Genomic DNA, 15,659 nt, shown 5'->3' on the forward strand with positions numbered 1-15,659 from the left:
TAACTCCAATGAAATTAACCTTTAGGGCGCTAAACCCCTATTTCCACTGGATTAACTCCAATGGAATAGCAGCAGACTGCGAAATTTATTAAGTAGGAGCTGAATTTTCCAAATATGACATAGGAACAGCCCCCGCATCTAAAACTTTTTATAGCACAGAGTAAGGTGACAGCGGGGCTGGTTTCTCACAGCTGCTTTGCATCACATAATGCTTTCCTGAGTCGGACGCATCGTGGAAGCCATGCATCGCCTCGAGCACGTGGTACGCCAGCTCACCATTCGCGCGGTGTGCATCACTTTGGCCGCTTATCAAGGCTTCAGCCATGGCAGCTACACCTAAACCACGGTGGTTTTCTTTGTAACCATGTGACAAAGGAATCGGCTCCCAGTCTGAACCGCCTCTGCGAATAAGCACCTGACCTCCGAATGTATTCGGGTCCGGAACGCGTAAAGAACCTTGACTGCCGTAGATTTCAATGTTCGGCAGCTGTGTGCCTCCCATAATATCAAAGCTTGTTACAAGCGTAGCAATCGCGCCACTGTGGAAATCCAGCACACCAGCAATATGCGTTGGGGTATCTACTGTGATTTTTTGCCCGCGTTTCTTCTCACTAGAAATTGTGCGCTCCGGGAAACTAACCGCAGCCGAGCCGGTTACTCGGCGAATAGGGCCAAGTAAAGCCACGAGCGCTGTTAAGTAGTATGGACCCATATCGAACATAGGACCGCCGCCCTTTGCATAATAAAACTCAGGATCCGGATGCCAATGTTCATGGCCTTTGCCCATCATGAATGCCGTTGCCGCGATCGGTGTGCCAATCCAGCCGTCATTAATCAGCTTCAAACACGTTTGAATACCTCCTCCAAGGAACGTATCCGGTGCACTGCCAACCAGTAATCCCTTGCGGCGCGCAACTTCTAGGATCTGCAAACCTTCTTCACGGGTTACAGCTAGCGGCTTCTCCACATACACATGTTTACCCGCTTCCAACACTTGAATACAGACTTCGGCATGCGCTGCAGGAATCGTCAAATTAATCACAATATCAATATTCGGATCATTCAATAGCTCTTGAACCGTGTACGCATGAGGAATGCTGAATTCCTCCGCACGAGCCTTTGCTCTATCCAAATCGATATCGGCACACGCGAGCAGCTCCAAATGCTCAAAGTTAGGAATATTTTTCATATAGGCTGCACTAATATTCCCGCAACCGATAATACCAACTTTCTTCTTACTCATCTCTTACTTCCCCCTAATCGTTATCGTGTTGCCCACAGCAAGCCGCGGCGCATTAATTCATGTGTTTCTGGCATACGAACGATGTTAGCTTGGTGACCAAGCGAGTTATAATACACCTTGCCCGCTCCATAGGTTTTGGTCCAAACAACCGGCATCTCCACATCGCCAAAGTCTGTAACCGCATGTACGTGAATGGCTGGATCCACATGCATGTAATACTTTTCCGAGACAACGACAAAATCATCCATGCCCTCGGTTAATTGATGCCCCCGATCCTTGATTCGAACCGTATACGTCACGCCGTCATTCCCAGGATGCGCTACCCATTGACCGCCAACCATGTATTGATATTCCACTTCATTACGGAAGGAATCTCCCATGCCGCCATGACAACCTGCGATGCCAGTTCCGCCTTCTTTTACCGCTGCGATTAACGGTTTCAACTGCTCACTTTCGATTTTACCCATGGTCCATACTGGAACGATAAGATCAACGCCCGCCAAACGCTCAGCATCTTTGAAGCTGTCCAGTGTATCCGATACTTCCACGCCAAAGCCTTCCTCACGCAGTAACCCTGCGAAAATGCCAGCCACCTCTTCAGGTTGATGACCGTCCCAGCCACCCCATACAATCAATGCTTGTTTACTCACGGCCAAAGCCCCTCTCCATACTTATCTATCCTTAAACTTCGCTAATACTCACCCAACGACGCTGCGCAATGGATTGATCCACCGCTTCCAGCACCTCTTGACACTTCACACCATCTGCGAAATTCGGGACCGGCTGACGGTCTTCCGAAATTGCGTTCATCAGCTCAACGACTTCGTGTACAAATGTGTGCTCATAACCAATCGTATGTCCAGCAGGCCACCAAGCATCCATGTAAGCATGTGACGAATCTGTCGCCAGAACGCGTCTGAAACCCTGTACATCCTCATCATCACTTGTAAAATAAACCTGTAATTCATTCAAACGCTCAAAATCAAACTTCACACTGCCCTTACTACCATTAATTTCAAAAGAATTCGTGCACCGATGCCCTGGTGCAAAACGAGTGGCCTCGAAGCTGCCAAGCGCCCCGTTCGCGAAGCGTGCCATGAACAGCGTCGCATCATCGACCGTTACCGGTCCGCGAGGTGCATCTTTGCTCCCTTTGGCACTAAGCCCCGTCATTGAAGACGGCAGTGGCCGCTCCTTAATGAACGTCTCACTCATGCCGATAACCTCCGTCATGTCACCGACTAAGAAGTGCGCCAGATCGATCAGATGCGCGCCCAAGTCGCCGTGCGACCCAGAGCCGGCAATCTCCTTCTGGAGACGCCAGACCAGCGGGAACATTGGATCTACGATCCAGTCCTGCAGGAACCAGGCGCGGAAGTGATAGATGTCTCCGAGGCGGCCGCTCTCGACTAGCTTCTTCGCGAGCTGCACCGCAGGTGCAAACCTATAGTTGAAGCCTACCATGTGCTTCACCCCGGCTTTTTCAGCCGCCTCCAGCATTTCCCTTGCATCCGCAAGGGTCAGCGCCAGCGGCTTCTCACAGAACAAATGCTTGCCTGCCTTCGCCGCAGCAAGCGCGATTTCCTTGTGCGCATCACTGGGCGCATTGATATCGACGATGTCGACATCGAGATGCGTAACCAGGTCGCGCCAGTCGGTGACATACCCGTCCCAGCCGAATTGTTCGGCTGCGCTGCTGACACCGCTTTCATCTCGACCGCAGATGAGCTTCATCTTCGGTACCGCTGTCTGCGGGAAAAACATATGCAAATCCTTATAAGCATGACTATGTGCTTTGCCCATAAACTTATAGCCAACCATACCAATATTGAAAGATTTCATAAAAGTGCGCCTCCCTTGAGTTTTGCCTTAGCAAAACTAGCTTCGTTAGCATTCATTTGAGTTCTTTCATCCAAATACCTATTAATCATTTATGATGACTGCTCTCGATGATTGTCGCACAACCAATCGGGTTGGTAGCTTGATTCGTGTATCCTTAGTGCCTTCCCCATGCAGCAAACCTGCCAGCACACTGCGTGCTGCTTCTTTGCCCATCTCATAGAAAGGCACATTGATGCTGCTTAGCGGTGGATCGCTGAGCTTAGCAGCATCCGAATCATCGCAGCCAATAATAGCGAAATCACGCCCAGCGATCCAACCTCGCTCACGGAGCCCTTGCATCAAACCGATCGCCATGCGATCATTGGCCGCAAATACCGCTTCCACCTGATCCCGATGTTCCCAAAGCCCTGATGCCGCTTCATAACCGCTTTTACGGCTGTAATTTCCTTCAAGCAGCAGCTCAGGCGGAACTTCTAAACCTGCTTCACTCATTGCTTTCATATAGCCCTGCAGTCTATCGCCAGAGTTCGAATACTGCGGCGAACCGTTCAGAAAAGCAATCTTCCGATAGCCCTCTTCTTGTAGATGCCGAACAGCCCTATAACTGCCCTCTACGTGATCCGCATCCACCTCATGAAAGGATAACCCCTCGAAGCTTTGATTGACCAAGCAGAAAGGCAGTCCCTGCGCCTGCAGCTGCATAAGCGATTCCCGCTGCTGCGGAGTATCCCTTGAACCCAGGATGACACAAGCATCAACCTTCTGCGAGCGATAAAGTCGGGTGTAATCCAAACTCTCATCCGGTGTTAAGAGCGACAGCAGCATATCGTAGCCCTGCTCCCTCACTTGTTCCCCTATGCCGCTTAATATTTCTGCGAAATAAAAGGCTGAGAAGAGATGCACTTTAGGCATATAGGGCAGCACAACGCCAAGATTACCACTTCGTCTCCGAGCGAAGCTTTGCGCAATAGCATTTGGATGATAGTTGAGCTGTTTAGCAGCTTCAAGTACGCGCTCTTTCGTAGCAGGCTTCATGGGGCCTAGCCCATTGAATACACGGGATACGGTCGCCTCTGAAACCCCTGCTAGTTCAGCAACCTCTTTTCTCGTCACCATGCATAAGCCTCCAATAATTCATCCATTAAACTAACAATGTACACGCGTACATTTTCTCATTCAAAAGCCATTCATGTCAATACAAAATTGTTGAATATTTTAATCAGCAGGATTCGACATTTTCATCAATTTTACATAAAGTTAAACAAATAATTTGCTACTTTTTGTAAAAATATCTAAATTATAATCTTGTCTACCGTTCGCCTTTCGACTTATGATAGGGGGTACAGTGGACAACTATGATGTGGGAATGAGTGATAGCAATGAAAGCAGTCTGGCGCCTTTTTCACTTCGCCGCATCGAAAAAATTAGGTACTCTTAGGAGTAAGAAAATAATCACTCGCATTTACCATCGACAGAAGCTTTTATCTTTGTTAAAGCAGGCTATTGGAAATCAACATCATGATAAGCATACAACCTTATTAAGTTCCCTTCTCATCCTTGATATTGATCGGTTTCGCCAAGTTAATTTCTCGCTCGGATACATGTCTGGCGATCTCCTTTTGGAAGAAGTGGCTAATCGTCTGCGGACCGTACATGGCTGTGACCTAGTTGTTCAATCAGGAGATGATGAATTTGTTCTCCTTATATATGCTAATACCCATGATCAGCTTTCCCAAACCATTCAAAGTATCCAGCACGTCTTTGTTACATCATTCATTGTAATGGATCAAGAATGTTTTATTACTGCCAGTTTGGGTATAAGTGCTGTCGAGATATCGCTAGCTACGATCGAACAAGCCTTGCATCAAGCTGATCAAGCTCTCCTAGCCGCTAAGCGTACAGGTAAGAACAAGCTTGTCACCTATAATTCCTCACATGTGCAGCGGTTCAGCAATCAAATTCAGATGGAAACTGAGCTGCGGAAAGCTATACTTGAGAATCAACTCATCCTATACTACCAGCCACGTCTTGAACTCTCCACCGGAAACATTATTTGTCTGGAAGCGTTGGTGCGCTGGAATCACCCGAAGCTAGGCTTAATAGCTCCTAACGAGTTTATTCCGCTTGCTGAAGAGAGTGGTTTGATTTTGTCACTTGGTGAATGGGTGCTCCGCGAGGCCTGTCTCCAAAAAGCGAGATGGCTGGAAGCCGGCATTTTAAACTATCAAATTGCTGTTAATATTTCCCCTTGTCAATTTCAAGATGAGTCCTTTTCCGATAAGGCCATTCAGATTATTGAGCAAACCGGTATCGACCCTGCCTTTCTGGAATTTGAAATTACCGAAAGCTCCATTATGCAAAATATGGATACAACCGTCGCGGTGCTGGATAAGCTATGTAATAAAGGGATTTCGATCTCGATTGATGACTTCGGCATTGGCTACTCATCACTTAATTACTTGAAACAATTCCCTATCCATTGTCTGAAAATAGACCGTTCTTTCGTGAAAAATATACATAGCAATAAAGATGATTGGGCCATTACGAATGCCATTATCCATCTCGGCCATGCACTTGAGGTACAAGTGGTTGCAGAAGGCGTAGAAGAATGGAGCCAACTTGAAATATTGAAAGAAACAACCTGTACGACGATTCAAGGCTATTTATTAAGTCCTCCTGTATCTGCTATCGAAATTGAGCAAACCTTTCATAGGAATAACAACAAGCCGGTTATGATTTCATAACCGGCTGTAAGCTTTGGCATAGCGTCTCATTTTGGCAAAAATACGTTTATCGCTCAATCTTCGAAAAATATAGGGATCAGGACTCGTATTTACCTCGAGAATCCATGGATGCAGCTTATCGTCCAAGGCAACATCGACACCGATCTCCTTGACCCCTTTATAGCGCGCGTTAATCGCTTTTGCAACCTGTGTCCCCAGACTATGCAGCTTCTTGACATAAACCTTCCGCTTACTTGCAGGCAAATATTTGTGGAGCAGCGTCTCCACTGGCTTCAATGTTCCCCCATTGTGGAAGTTAGTTACCACTTTTTTCGGATGGGCCACTCTGCCTATAACACCCGTAGTCTCCCATTTCTGAAGAGGCGTTTGTTGAACCATGACACGAAGATCGAACCGGTTCCCTTTGTATTTGAGCAGATGAATCCCTTTTTGTACTAAATAATGCCGTTTTTTCGTCACTTTACTGATGGATGCATACATCTCATCAAATGTATTAAACTGTTTTAATCGAACACCTGACTGATACGAATAAGGCTTTTCAGCCCCCTCTTCGGCCTGTTCTACTCGGATAACACCGTTTCCAAACATGCCTACATTCGGCTTAATGTACACCATCTTATATCGGTTTAGCATTTCCCTTAGTGTCTCTTTAATCATCCGTTTAGTGGTCGGAACATATTTGCGCAGCTCTTGCTTAGATTCAATCGCTTTCGTTTTGCCAATTTTGCTAGTAACGTACCTAGCTCTACTAAGACGAACCGGTTTCTTTGAAGTCTTTTTCATGTTTTGCCTCCAGCTTCAGTCTATAGAAGTCGGCCAAGGATTGGGCTGTGGCCTGCCAGCTGAATTGCTTTATGACATCTTGCCGCGCTTGTTTGGCTAAACCCTCTGCCCATTCTTTCCGTTCGGCCACTGCCACAATACTTCGCGCGAATGCGCGAGGATCGTGGAATTCTTCGATCAGAACCCCGTTATGTTCATGCTGAATGACCTCTTTAATTCCCCCAATATTTGATGCGATAACCGGAAGTCCAGAAGCCATCGCTTCCACATTCACTAGTCCAAATGCCTCATGCTTTTGTGAAGGACATACGAAGCAATTCGCAAGTCCATATATTTCATGTATCTTACGATGCGGAATATTGCCTAGAAATTTCGTTGGCACTCCAAGTGTATTAGCCTTCCTTTTAAGGAGCGCCTTGAAGCCTTTACCTTGCTCGCCCCCAGCAATCAAGAGCTTCATCCCAGGGATCGATTTTCTAGCCAGATGAACAGCACGAATTAAATGAGGAATGCCTTTGCGCTTGATAAGTCGGCCGACATAAAGGATCTGAAAACCTTTACTGCTAACCCGATACTTTCTTCTTAAACGTCTCCTCGCTTTCTCCGATATAGGGCTAAATCTAGCCACATCGGTCCCGAGGTAAATCTTGTGAAGCTGATTTCGCTGTTTCGGATACAGTCTTGAGAGCTCCTGTGCGAGTGAACTGCTGTTAGCTACAATCCAGTCTACTTTGTTCAATTGCTCGGAACATCTGCGAATGGATGCATAGGGAGGCTTCACAAACGTTAAGGAATGTAAGAAAAGAGATACTGGTGTTTTCGGAAAATGGCGTTTGATGACGGCAGCATAATGGGGTCTATTATCGACTTGAATCCAGTCAAATCTCTTTCCTTTGGTTGCCTTAAGCACTTCCTTCAAGTACGTACGAGAGCTGCCCGTAGGTACTCTTATGATCGTAAGTTGACCTCGTCGTGAAATGCTGCTGTACCTGGGATGATGCCTCGAAATAACGGTAACTTGATGCTTTTTGGCAAGCTCGCGTGCAATAGAATGAATGGATATTTCGACGGAACCACCTAGAATTGGCGGTACTGGAATCTGTTCAGGAGCAATGATTAAGAGGTGCACGTCTCTAATTCACTTCCTTAGGGCTAGCTTAATGACTACTTATTAACCCGTACCTATTGTATGAAGAAAACCGTCCATTGGCGACAAAATTGAAAGAAGAGGCTGTTCCCAGATTAAGATCCGGAGCCAGCCTCTTCTTCGATTACAACACTTATGGAGCGCTTGTTAAAAATTTAGCATTCGGGTTTTTCTCGATCGAAGACCGCAGCGCATACTCGCTCTCGAACAAGCCTACATAATTCCCTTTTTTATCTTTTACCAGCTGTGAGTTAATGCGGAATTTACTTGGATCCAACTTCTCGTCTACAATCCAGCGCGCGAACTGATAGTTCTGGCGCTGTAATAAAATATCTACGCCATACTCGGATTTCATCCGATGTTCAAGCACTTCGAATTGCAGTTGACCGACCACGCCAAGAATCATATCCTCGAAACCAATGGTAGTGAATACTTGAATCATACCTTCTTCGGTCAATTGATCAATTCCTTTGAGGAACTGCTTTTGCTTCAAAGCATTCTTGATCGAAACTTTGCTGAACAGCTCCGGAGAGAAAGTAGGCAGCTCATCAAAAACGACCTCTTCCCCTTCACTTAGGGAATCGCCGATACGGAAAATACCGGGATCAAACAAGCCAATGATATCGCCTGGAAATGCCTCTTCAACGATGTCACGGTCTTGCGCCAAAAATTGCTGCGGCTGAGCTAACTTAATATCTTTGCCTAGTCGAACATGTTTCACGGACATTCCACGTTCAAACTTTCCAGATACGATACGCAGGAAAGCCACACGGTCGCGGTGAGCTGGATTCATGTTCGCTTGAATCTTAAATACGTAACCTGAGAATTTCTCTTTTGTAGGCTCTATGATGCCTGCTGTGCTGTTGCGCGGCTCAGGCGGTGGCGCAAGCTGTAGGAAGTTCTCTAGAAACGTCTGCACACCGAAGTTGTTCACGGCACTGCCGAAGAAAACAGGTGTAAGCTCGCCTTGCAGTACTTTCTCCATATCAAACGGATCACCGGCTACATCGAGCAGCTCGATATCCTGGCTTAATTGTTTGTGCAAGAATTCACCTGCAATTTGTTTCACTAATGGATCATCAACACCATCCACCTTGCGCACTTGAATCTCTTTGTGATCTTCACCTTGGTACAGCTCCAGTTGCGATTTCCCGCGATCGTAAACCCCACAGAACTGCTTACCCGAGCCAATCGGCCAGTTCATTGGATACGAACGAATGCCGAGTACTTCTTCTAATTCCTCTAAGAGTTCAAACGGGTCGCGGCCCTCGCGGTCCATTTTGTTAATAAACGTGAAGATCGGGATTCCGCGCATTCTACACACCTGGAATAGCTTCTTCGTCTGCATCTCGACCCCTTTGGCTACGTCGATCAGCATCACCGCGCTATCCGCAGCGGTAAGTGTTCGGTACGTATCCTCACTGAAGTCTTGGTGACCAGGTGTATCCAGAATGTTCACGCGATGCCCTTGATAGTCGAACTGCATAACGCTGGACGTTACCGATATTCCACGCTGCTTCTCAATTTCCATCCAGTCGGATGTCGCGTGCTTGCTTGCCTTACGCCCTTTGACCGTTCCGGCTAGGCGAATCGCGCCTCCGAATAACAGCAGTTTCTCGGTTAATGTTGTTTTACCCGCATCCGGGTGAGAAATAATCGCGAACGTACGTCGCTTAGCGACTTCCGTTGCGAGTTGTTTAGTGAGTTGCGTTGTCATCTGTTATATTCCCTTCTTGTTTTACATATAAGCTTACTATGAATCAGGCTTGAGCTTTCTGCAAATCAACACTCCAATTCGCTTCATCTAGGAAAGTTCGATTGCTAAACTCTCGACCGCGCACGACGACCTTATCCGCAAATACTTGCACATATATGCCCTGTACTTTATTCTTGGCTTCTTGCTGGTAAGCGCGGTTAAGCGTTCTTCCAACCGAAGCATTGTGGAAATAGTGGAAAGACTCTTGCACATAATGCGGTGTCCCATTCTGGAAATCTTGATGGCGATGTCCGCAGAATACGAACACATTCTTATAAGGCTTTAACGTCTCGCGGAACTTGATTGCGCGTATTAATTGATGTGATCCCCCATCTGTGCCACTGGGCGGCAGCGGTTGATGCGTCATCACAAACAGTGGTCTTCCTGGTTGATAGAGGCTTTTCACCCGTTCTTTGAACCATTCCAGCTGCTCATCGGAATACCAAGCTCCCTCACCGACCTCCGGCTTCTCTTGCACATAAGCTTCTTGTGAAAGCAGCAAGATGGAGTGACCCTTGGTCGTAAAATCATTGTAAAGTGTTTTGTAACCAAAAAACTTCTTGAACAACTCTCGGCTCATCGCGTCACTTTTGCCGTTGGGAACGGCTGCTTGATCCCAGATATTCGCTTTATTAATCCAAATCGAGTAATAATCGTGATTTCCCATGTTTGCATGAACAGGTGGTAGTTTATATTCACTTACAATGGTACGCAGCTCCTTATAATCTCGTTCCGTTCCTGTGTCCGTCAGATCGCCTGTTAGCATAATAGCATCAACAGGACCGTCGAAATGTGTAATATCATCAAGCGCTTGCCTTAATTTCTTACCCGTAAGTGCATCACCTATACTGATATGAAGGTCGCTTAATATAAAATAGGACATGAGGGGACCTGTGGGCAAGGGTTCTGCCGAAGATTGTGCCACGGATTGAGCAGGCTCTGGTTTCACAGATGATAGGGCAGGCTGAGCATCTGGAATAAACTTTTTCTTAACCATTTGACTGAAAATCGCACTTAATCCAACGAGCGCAGCCCCTATTGCCAGCAGCCATCTGATAAAAGCTCTTCGTGACATATATGCACCTCATGTAATGAATAATAAGATTTACTCCGTAATATTTATTATACCACAAAAAAAATCCAACAGGCAGAGTCGCCAGTTGGATGTTAAGCTTGTTACCTCAAGGATAAACGGCTTACGCCGTCCATAACGAGCGCGTTTGTCAAGGTTGATGCGAACAGATTATTCCCTTAGCTTATACTTATCAATTATGTTAAAACCGTTGTTTTTTGAACGGCTTCCCAATCAACTTCACCTTCATTTTGACCGTTAATCGGCCACCACTTGAAGCCGTCATCGCTTAGGAGCTTCGTTGCCTCTTCAGGCCCCCAAGATCCGGCTGGATAGTGTTTCAGATCCTCCGTCTTCTCACTCCATGCTGCTGCAATACGATCCACATAGGACCAAGCAAGCGCCACTTCATCCCAACGGGTAAAGTACGTGGAATCTCCACGCGTTGCATCATACAGCAAGCGTTCGTAAGCTTCCGGCGTATTGATACCGATCTGGCAGCTTTGGCAGAAGTCCATCGCTACTGGCACGATGACACCTTCTGAGCCCGGCTGCTTCGCATTCATTTTCAGATAGATGCCTTCCATCGGGTTCACACGGAATACAAGTAAATTTGGCTCCAATTCATGCTTTTTGGCCAAATACACATTATTCGGAATATTCTTGAATTCAACAACGACCTCCGTCGTTTTGACTGGCAGCCTTTTACCCGTACGAATGTAGAAAGGTACACCTGCCCAGCGGAAATTATCCACGTGAACTCTGGCTGCGAAATAAGTCTCTGTTGTTGATTGCGGATTCACCGAATCTTCTTCGCGGTAAGCAGGCAATGCTTTGCCTTTGGACGAGCCACTCGCATATTGACCACGAACCACATTCGCACGAACATCGTCACCGGATTCGAATAAGCGGAGGGAACGCAGGACCTTCACCTTCTCATCACGGATATCTTCCGGATGCAGACGGCTTGGCGGTTCCATTGCCATCATCATCAACATTTGCAGCATATGATTCTGACCCATGTCGCGCAGGGCGCCAGAGTGATCATAATAACCGCCGCGTTCTTCAACGCCGACAGTTTCACTTAACGTAATTTGAATGTTAGCTATGTATTTGTTATTCCAAAGTGGTTCAAAGAAGGCATTCGCGAAACGAACAAACTCAATATTTTGCACCATTTCTTTACCTAAGTAGTGATCAATCCGGTAAATATCTTGCTCTTCAAATACTTGGCGTAGTTGTCCATTCAAGCGCTCAGCTGAAGGCAGGTCGTAACCGAACGGCTTCTCAATAACAAGACGGTGCCAGCCTTTGGTTTTGAGCAATCCGCCTTCACTTAAGTTGTACGATACGTTACCGAAAAGCTCAGGAGCCAGAGCCAAGTAGAACAAGCGGTTTCCACCGGTTTGATATTTCTCATCCAGTCTGGCTGTCAGTACATTAAGTTCATGGAAACCAGCGACATTATTGATATCCAGTGACATGTATTCAAAACGCTGTGAGAATCGATCCCATTCCGCCTCATCCGTCACTTTATAACGGGCAAAATCCTCAATCGAATGCTTTACATCATCACGAAACTGTTCATTCGTGCGAGGTCTTCTAGCCAAACCAACTACCGCAAAATTTTCCCCTAACTTTCCTTCACGATATAGGCTATAAAAAGCAGGAAACAGCTTTCTTTTCGCCAAATCGCCCGTTGCTCCGAAAATATAAAACACAGCTCCACTCATCTATGCATCATTCTTTCTCTATTAGGATTAGTTAATATGCTTAGCATACCTAAAATAGTCAAGCTATTCAACTTTTCTGAGAACTTTCTGCCATAACTTTTTCTTATGAGAAAATAGACATTCGTCTATACCGAACCGCCCGGCTATGAATAGGCTGAAAGTACACAATAACACGGAGGTGCTAAGATACGATGCAGCCTATTTACCCAATTACTGATAAAACCTGTCGAAGCCTATACGGAAAGCCCGTTCTTATTTTTTTAAACGATGGCTCCCAAATCTATGGCATATTAAGTCGTATTGAAAAAAACAAGCTGTTCCTGAACGATGATGTCACTACGAAGCTAAATTCAGCTACGAAGAAAACCAAAAAAACCATTTCCAAATCAAAAGTTAAAACGAAGACGAAGCAAGCAAAGCCACTAGATCAAACCTCATTCTCGGGCACAGTAGATGAGGGGCAGTCTTCCTTTGGCCTTCCTTTCATGAGTTTCGGTGGCATGGCCCCTGGCTATCAAGGCGCGATCGATATTCAACTGGAAAACATTGCAGCAATGTTCAGTGAATGATGAAGGGGCTGTAGATGAAACCATCATCTGCAGCCCTTTGTCTTATCTTCTCAATTTCTTACTCATTTTATAGCAGCTAAGCTCAGGAATAAACGAATGGATTTCATAACCTTTGCCTAAGTAAAATCGAATCGCTTTAGGGTTACTTTCATCAACAAAAAGTTCAGCCGTCAAACAGCGCTCACTTTTCCCGTACTCTTCGGCGACCTTCATAAGTTCATGCCCCCAACCTCTCCCTTGCTCACGAGAATCGATGGCTAACATATCAATGAACAGCACACGCGATTTGCGAATCATCGTGATGAATCCGAACGGCTGTTTAAGCCCTTTGGCAGTAACAAACGTTTTATTCTGATTCAGTCTCTTCCGTATTTCTGAAAATGTTACAGAACTACCTGTGTCATACAATCTAGAAAAGGGTACTAACTGTTCAACGACTAATCGATGAATAGCTCGATCGTCAATGGAAGCCAATCGTTTGCGTATCACTTGGCACCGCCTCCACAAGAAGCAATAATGCTATCTTATGTTGGCAAGGCAGCAAATGACTCAGCTAGATTAGGTAGCTTTTTTTACTGTTTTAACAAAGCAAGTACCAATTTACCCCAGTCCCTACGAATGCTATACTATAATTAAGCGAAAATGAGGTGATCTCCCATGATTTATGCGTATCCCCCAATCATGGCTTTGAACAGCTATCAAACCCATAAAGACTACTACCGGGTAAGCGCGGTAAGCGGTATTGCTGGCGGTAAATCAAATACCATTCGACGTCCTCTTGACATGCCTTTTGAAGAATTAGCCTACAAACAACACGCTCAGTCTGCCGCGAAAGGCGTAGCCGAATTTGTTCAATCTGCACAGAACGTTAAACAATCGGCACAATCCTTGGTAGAATCTCGACTTCCTGCAATTGCCTACAAGGCAACACCTCTTTCGTCAGAAGCCGATAACGAATCCATCATTGAACCTATACGTCAATTCGTACATACATATAATGAATTTCAAGACAGTTTGCGGGATTCTCCTGAGTATTTGAATCGCTCACTTCTCATCGGACTAGAGCAAGCCGCTAAGCCCTATTCTCTGAAAGAGATTGGGATTACAAAGCTGGATAACGGAAGCTTGGAACTCCAAGAAGACGAACTTCAAGATCAGATTAAGAACCATTTTAGCTCTACGATAAAAAGTCTTGGCAGCATTACAAACTTCGCCGCCACACTCTCGAATTCAATAGGACAATTGCAGCAATTGCCTTCGGAGTCGCTGTTCCAAATGTCTCGTTCACAGCTTAAGCCTTACGGCCAATATCGATCCCAGCTCCAAGCATATCTCCCTGTTCCGATGAGTGGACTGCTGCTTGATGTTCAGATGTGATTGATAATTCAAAATTGTATAATCGACTTCTCAGCCTGCCTACTCCTGTTTCTCCACATTAAACAAAAAAACGACCCTCGAATGAGCTCATGCACCTGCATGCTCACCCAGAGGGTCGCTTTCTTTAGAATAGTTTCTTACCTAATACATGATCAAGAGGGATGTATCCGATCACTCTGCTATCCATACTATTATTCCGGTTATCTCCCATCACGAAAATATGATCGGCAGGCACCGTCCATTTCTTGTTTCCGTTGGCTCTCATTGCTTCGTTAATGTAAGGCTCGTCAAGAAGCACGCCGTTACGGTACATCTTGTCGTCCTTGAGCTCCAATTGATCTCCCGGCTTACCAATTACCCGTTTGATCCAGACATGTTTATCATCGCCACTCGTAAATAAACTGAGCAGAGGGCTGTCTAACAGGTCATTCTTGAATGTTCTCTTAAGGTCGACTCTGGAGTCGATAATGACAATATCCTCATATTTCGGTTCATAATTAAACGTATGAGAAAGCTTTGATACATACACGCGTTGACTGTCATGCAGCGTCGGATCCATGGAATGTCCCATAACTTTCGTTGATTGGAACACGAAAACACCAAGAAATACGACTAAAATAAACGAAATGGCAATGGAGCCAAACCAACTCCAAATTTGCTTTAATAGATTCATTCGTATCGCTCCCTTGTGACTAAATGCTATTCAGCCAGACCATGTTTAAAAGCATATATGGCGGCTTGTGTTCGATCTTCCACACCAAGCTTGGCCAGAACATTGGTGACGTGAAACTTTACCGTCTTCACACCGATAAACAAATCATCCGCTAGCTCTTGATTGGATTTACCTTTAGCAATCAAGCGTAGCACTTCCATTTCACGATCGGTTAACTCTTCATGCGGCTCTGCAGCCGGCTTAGGCTGACGAAAGCGATTCATAATCTTGGAGGCGACCTGAGACTCCAGAATGGACTGCCCTTTAGCCGCCGCTCTTATCGCTTGAGCGATCTCGGAGGCGCGGGACGTTTTGAGCAAATAGCTGAAAGCCCCAGCTTCAATCACTGGATACATTTTCTCATCATCTAAGAAGCTCGTCAACACAATGACTTTGCAATCCGGGTAAAGTTGCAGCAGCTTCCTTGTCGTTTCGATACCGTCCATGCCTTCCATGACCAAATCCATGAGTACGACATCCGGTCGATATTCCTGGGCAAGCCGAATGCCATCATGACCATTGCTGGCTTCCCCGACCACTTCAATACCATCCTCTGTCCCTAGTACGGCTGCGAGTCCGATTCTGACCATTTCGTGGTCATCGACAAGCAAAACCTTAATCAACGCATCGTCCATTTGCTACTCCTCTCGTTAGAAAACTATTTTTGCCCTGCTATCTATT

15 protein-coding genes are annotated in these 15,659 nt (G+C 45.9%); 3 read left to right on the top strand and 12 right to left on the bottom strand.

The features are described from left to right. Nucleotides 1-148 precede the first annotated feature (148 nt). The 4 genes from GC098_RS28700 to GC098_RS28715 all read right to left on the bottom strand — a co-directional run bounded on the left by GC098_RS28700 (nt 149) and on the right by GC098_RS28715 (nt 4,201). A complete protein-coding gene (locus GC098_RS28700; RefSeq protein WP_171646662.1) occupies nt 149-1,243 on the bottom strand; it encodes a Gfo/Idh/MocA family protein in 1,095 nt (364 codons plus the stop codon). 20 nt (nt 1,244-1,263) lie between these two features. Next, nucleotides 1,264-1,893, bottom strand: coding sequence for a ThuA domain-containing protein (locus GC098_RS28705; protein ID WP_171646664.1), 630 nt, complete (start codon nt 1,891-1,893; stop codon nt 1,264-1,266). Nucleotides 1,894-1,924: 31 nt separating this feature from the next. Beyond that, nucleotides 1,925-3,085, bottom strand: a complete 1,161-nt coding sequence (locus tag GC098_RS28710; protein ID WP_171646666.1) for a Gfo/Idh/MocA family protein — start codon at nt 3,083-3,085, stop codon at nt 1,925-1,927. A gap of 81 nt (nt 3,086-3,166) precedes the next feature. Beyond that, entirely contained in the window at nt 3,167-4,201 is a 1,035-nt protein-coding gene (locus GC098_RS28715; RefSeq protein WP_171646668.1) for a LacI family DNA-binding transcriptional regulator, read from the bottom strand. 263 nt (nt 4,202-4,464) lie between these two features. Here GC098_RS28715 and GC098_RS28720 point away from each other — a divergent pair, with 263 nt between their 5' ends. Further along, nucleotides 4,465-5,829: a putative bifunctional diguanylate cyclase/phosphodiesterase gene (locus GC098_RS28720; RefSeq protein ID WP_171646670.1), complete on the top strand. Its 1,365-nt coding sequence runs from the start codon at nt 4,465-4,467 to the stop codon at nt 5,827-5,829. Here the strand turns inward: GC098_RS28720 and GC098_RS28725 are convergent. The 5 genes from GC098_RS28725 to zwf all read right to left on the bottom strand — a co-directional run bounded on the left by GC098_RS28725 (nt 5,824) and on the right by zwf (nt 12,320). After that, nucleotides 5,824-6,612, bottom strand: coding sequence for a YheC/YheD family protein (locus GC098_RS28725; RefSeq protein ID WP_171646671.1), 789 nt, complete (start codon nt 6,610-6,612; stop codon nt 5,824-5,826). The two genes, GC098_RS28720 and GC098_RS28725, sit on opposite strands and share 6 nt — an antisense overlap. Then, nucleotides 6,578-7,741, bottom strand: a complete 1,164-nt coding sequence (locus tag GC098_RS40355) for a glycosyltransferase family 4 protein (protein ID WP_171646673.1) — start codon at nt 7,739-7,741, stop codon at nt 6,578-6,580. The genes GC098_RS28725 and GC098_RS40355 overlap by 35 nt, the downstream gene beginning before the upstream one ends. 151 nt (nt 7,742-7,892) lie before the next feature. After that, nucleotides 7,893-9,476 (bottom strand): peptide chain release factor 3, encoded by a 1,584-nt coding sequence (locus GC098_RS28735; RefSeq protein WP_171646675.1) that lies wholly within the window; start codon nt 9,474-9,476, stop codon nt 7,893-7,895. Nucleotides 9,477-9,519: 43 nt separating this feature from the next. Further along, nucleotides 9,520-10,590: a metallophosphoesterase family protein gene (locus GC098_RS28740; protein WP_171646677.1), complete on the bottom strand. Its 1,071-nt coding sequence runs from the start codon at nt 10,588-10,590 to the stop codon at nt 9,520-9,522. 194 nt (nt 10,591-10,784) lie between these two features. After that, the gene (gene zwf, locus GC098_RS28745) at nt 10,785-12,320 is read right to left on the bottom strand and encodes a glucose-6-phosphate dehydrogenase (protein WP_171646679.1); all 1,536 of its coding nucleotides are present in this window, start codon (nt 12,318-12,320) and stop codon (nt 10,785-10,787) included. Nucleotides 12,321-12,511: 191 nt separating this feature from the next. Between zwf and GC098_RS28750 the strand changes: the two genes are divergently transcribed. After that, complete coding sequence (locus GC098_RS28750) at nt 12,512-12,889, top strand: hypothetical protein (RefSeq protein WP_171646681.1); 378 nt, start codon at nt 12,512-12,514, stop codon at nt 12,887-12,889. 42 nt (nt 12,890-12,931) lie between these two features. On the opposite strand, the gene GC098_RS28755 is transcribed toward GC098_RS28750, so the two are convergent. After that, complete coding sequence (locus GC098_RS28755; protein ID WP_171646683.1) at nt 12,932-13,378, bottom strand: GNAT family N-acetyltransferase; 447 nt, start codon at nt 13,376-13,378, stop codon at nt 12,932-12,934. Nucleotides 13,379-13,570: 192 nt separating this feature from the next. Here GC098_RS28755 and GC098_RS28760 point away from each other — a divergent pair, with 192 nt between their 5' ends. Next, nucleotides 13,571-14,266 (top strand): hypothetical protein, encoded by a 696-nt coding sequence (locus GC098_RS28760; RefSeq protein WP_171646684.1) that lies wholly within the window; start codon nt 13,571-13,573, stop codon nt 14,264-14,266. A 124-nt stretch (nt 14,267-14,390) separates the two neighbouring features. On the opposite strand, the gene lepB is transcribed toward GC098_RS28760, so the two are convergent. Together lepB and GC098_RS28770 are read right to left on the bottom strand one after the other, a co-directional pair. Then, nucleotides 14,391-14,939, bottom strand: a complete 549-nt coding sequence (lepB, locus tag GC098_RS28765; RefSeq protein WP_171646686.1) for a signal peptidase I — start codon at nt 14,937-14,939, stop codon at nt 14,391-14,393. Between the two features lie 26 nt (nt 14,940-14,965). Then, a complete protein-coding gene (locus tag GC098_RS28770; RefSeq protein ID WP_047679491.1) occupies nt 14,966-15,613 on the bottom strand; it encodes a response regulator in 648 nt (215 codons plus the stop codon). Nucleotides 15,614-15,659 lie beyond the last annotated feature (46 nt).

The sequence above is a fragment of the Paenibacillus phytorum genome, from assembly GCF_013141715.1.
In the GTDB taxonomy this organism is placed as follows: Bacteria; Bacillota; Bacilli; order Paenibacillales; family NBRC-103111; genus Paenibacillus_E; species Paenibacillus_E phytorum.

Coding starts and splice junctions, on each gene's coding strand:
- GC098_RS28700 (WP_171646662.1), bottom strand. CDS start 1,243: ATGAGTAAGAAGAAAGTTGGTATTATCGGTTGCGGGAATATTAGTGCA.
- GC098_RS28710 (WP_171646666.1), bottom strand. CDS start 3,085: ATGAAATCTTTCAATATTGGTATGGTTGGCTATAAGTTTATGGGCAAA.
- GC098_RS28715 (WP_171646668.1), bottom strand. CDS start 4,201: ATGGTGACGAGAAAAGAGGTTGCTGAACTAGCAGGGGTTTCAGAGGCG.
- GC098_RS28720 (WP_171646670.1), top strand. CDS start 4,465: ATGAAAGCAGTCTGGCGCCTTTTTCACTTCGCCGCATCGAAAAAATTA.
- GC098_RS28725 (WP_171646671.1), bottom strand. CDS start 6,612: ATGAAAAAGACTTCAAAGAAACCGGTTCGTCTTAGTAGAGCTAGGTAC.
- GC098_RS28735 (WP_171646675.1), bottom strand. CDS start 9,476: ATGACAACGCAACTCACTAAACAACTCGCAACGGAAGTCGCTAAGCGA.
- GC098_RS28740 (WP_171646677.1), bottom strand. CDS start 10,590: ATGTCACGAAGAGCTTTTATCAGATGGCTGCTGGCAATAGGGGCTGCG.
- zwf (WP_171646679.1), bottom strand. CDS start 12,320: ATGAGTGGAGCTGTGTTTTATATTTTCGGAGCAACGGGCGATTTGGCG.
- GC098_RS28750 (WP_171646681.1), top strand. CDS start 12,512: ATGCAGCCTATTTACCCAATTACTGATAAAACCTGTCGAAGCCTATAC.
- GC098_RS28760 (WP_171646684.1), top strand. CDS start 13,571: ATGGCTTTGAACAGCTATCAAACCCATAAAGACTACTACCGGGTAAGC.
- lepB (WP_171646686.1), bottom strand. CDS start 14,939: ATGAATCTATTAAAGCAAATTTGGAGTTGGTTTGGCTCCATTGCCATT.
- GC098_RS28770 (WP_047679491.1), bottom strand. CDS start 15,613: ATGGACGATGCGTTGATTAAGGTTTTGCTTGTCGATGACCACGAAATG.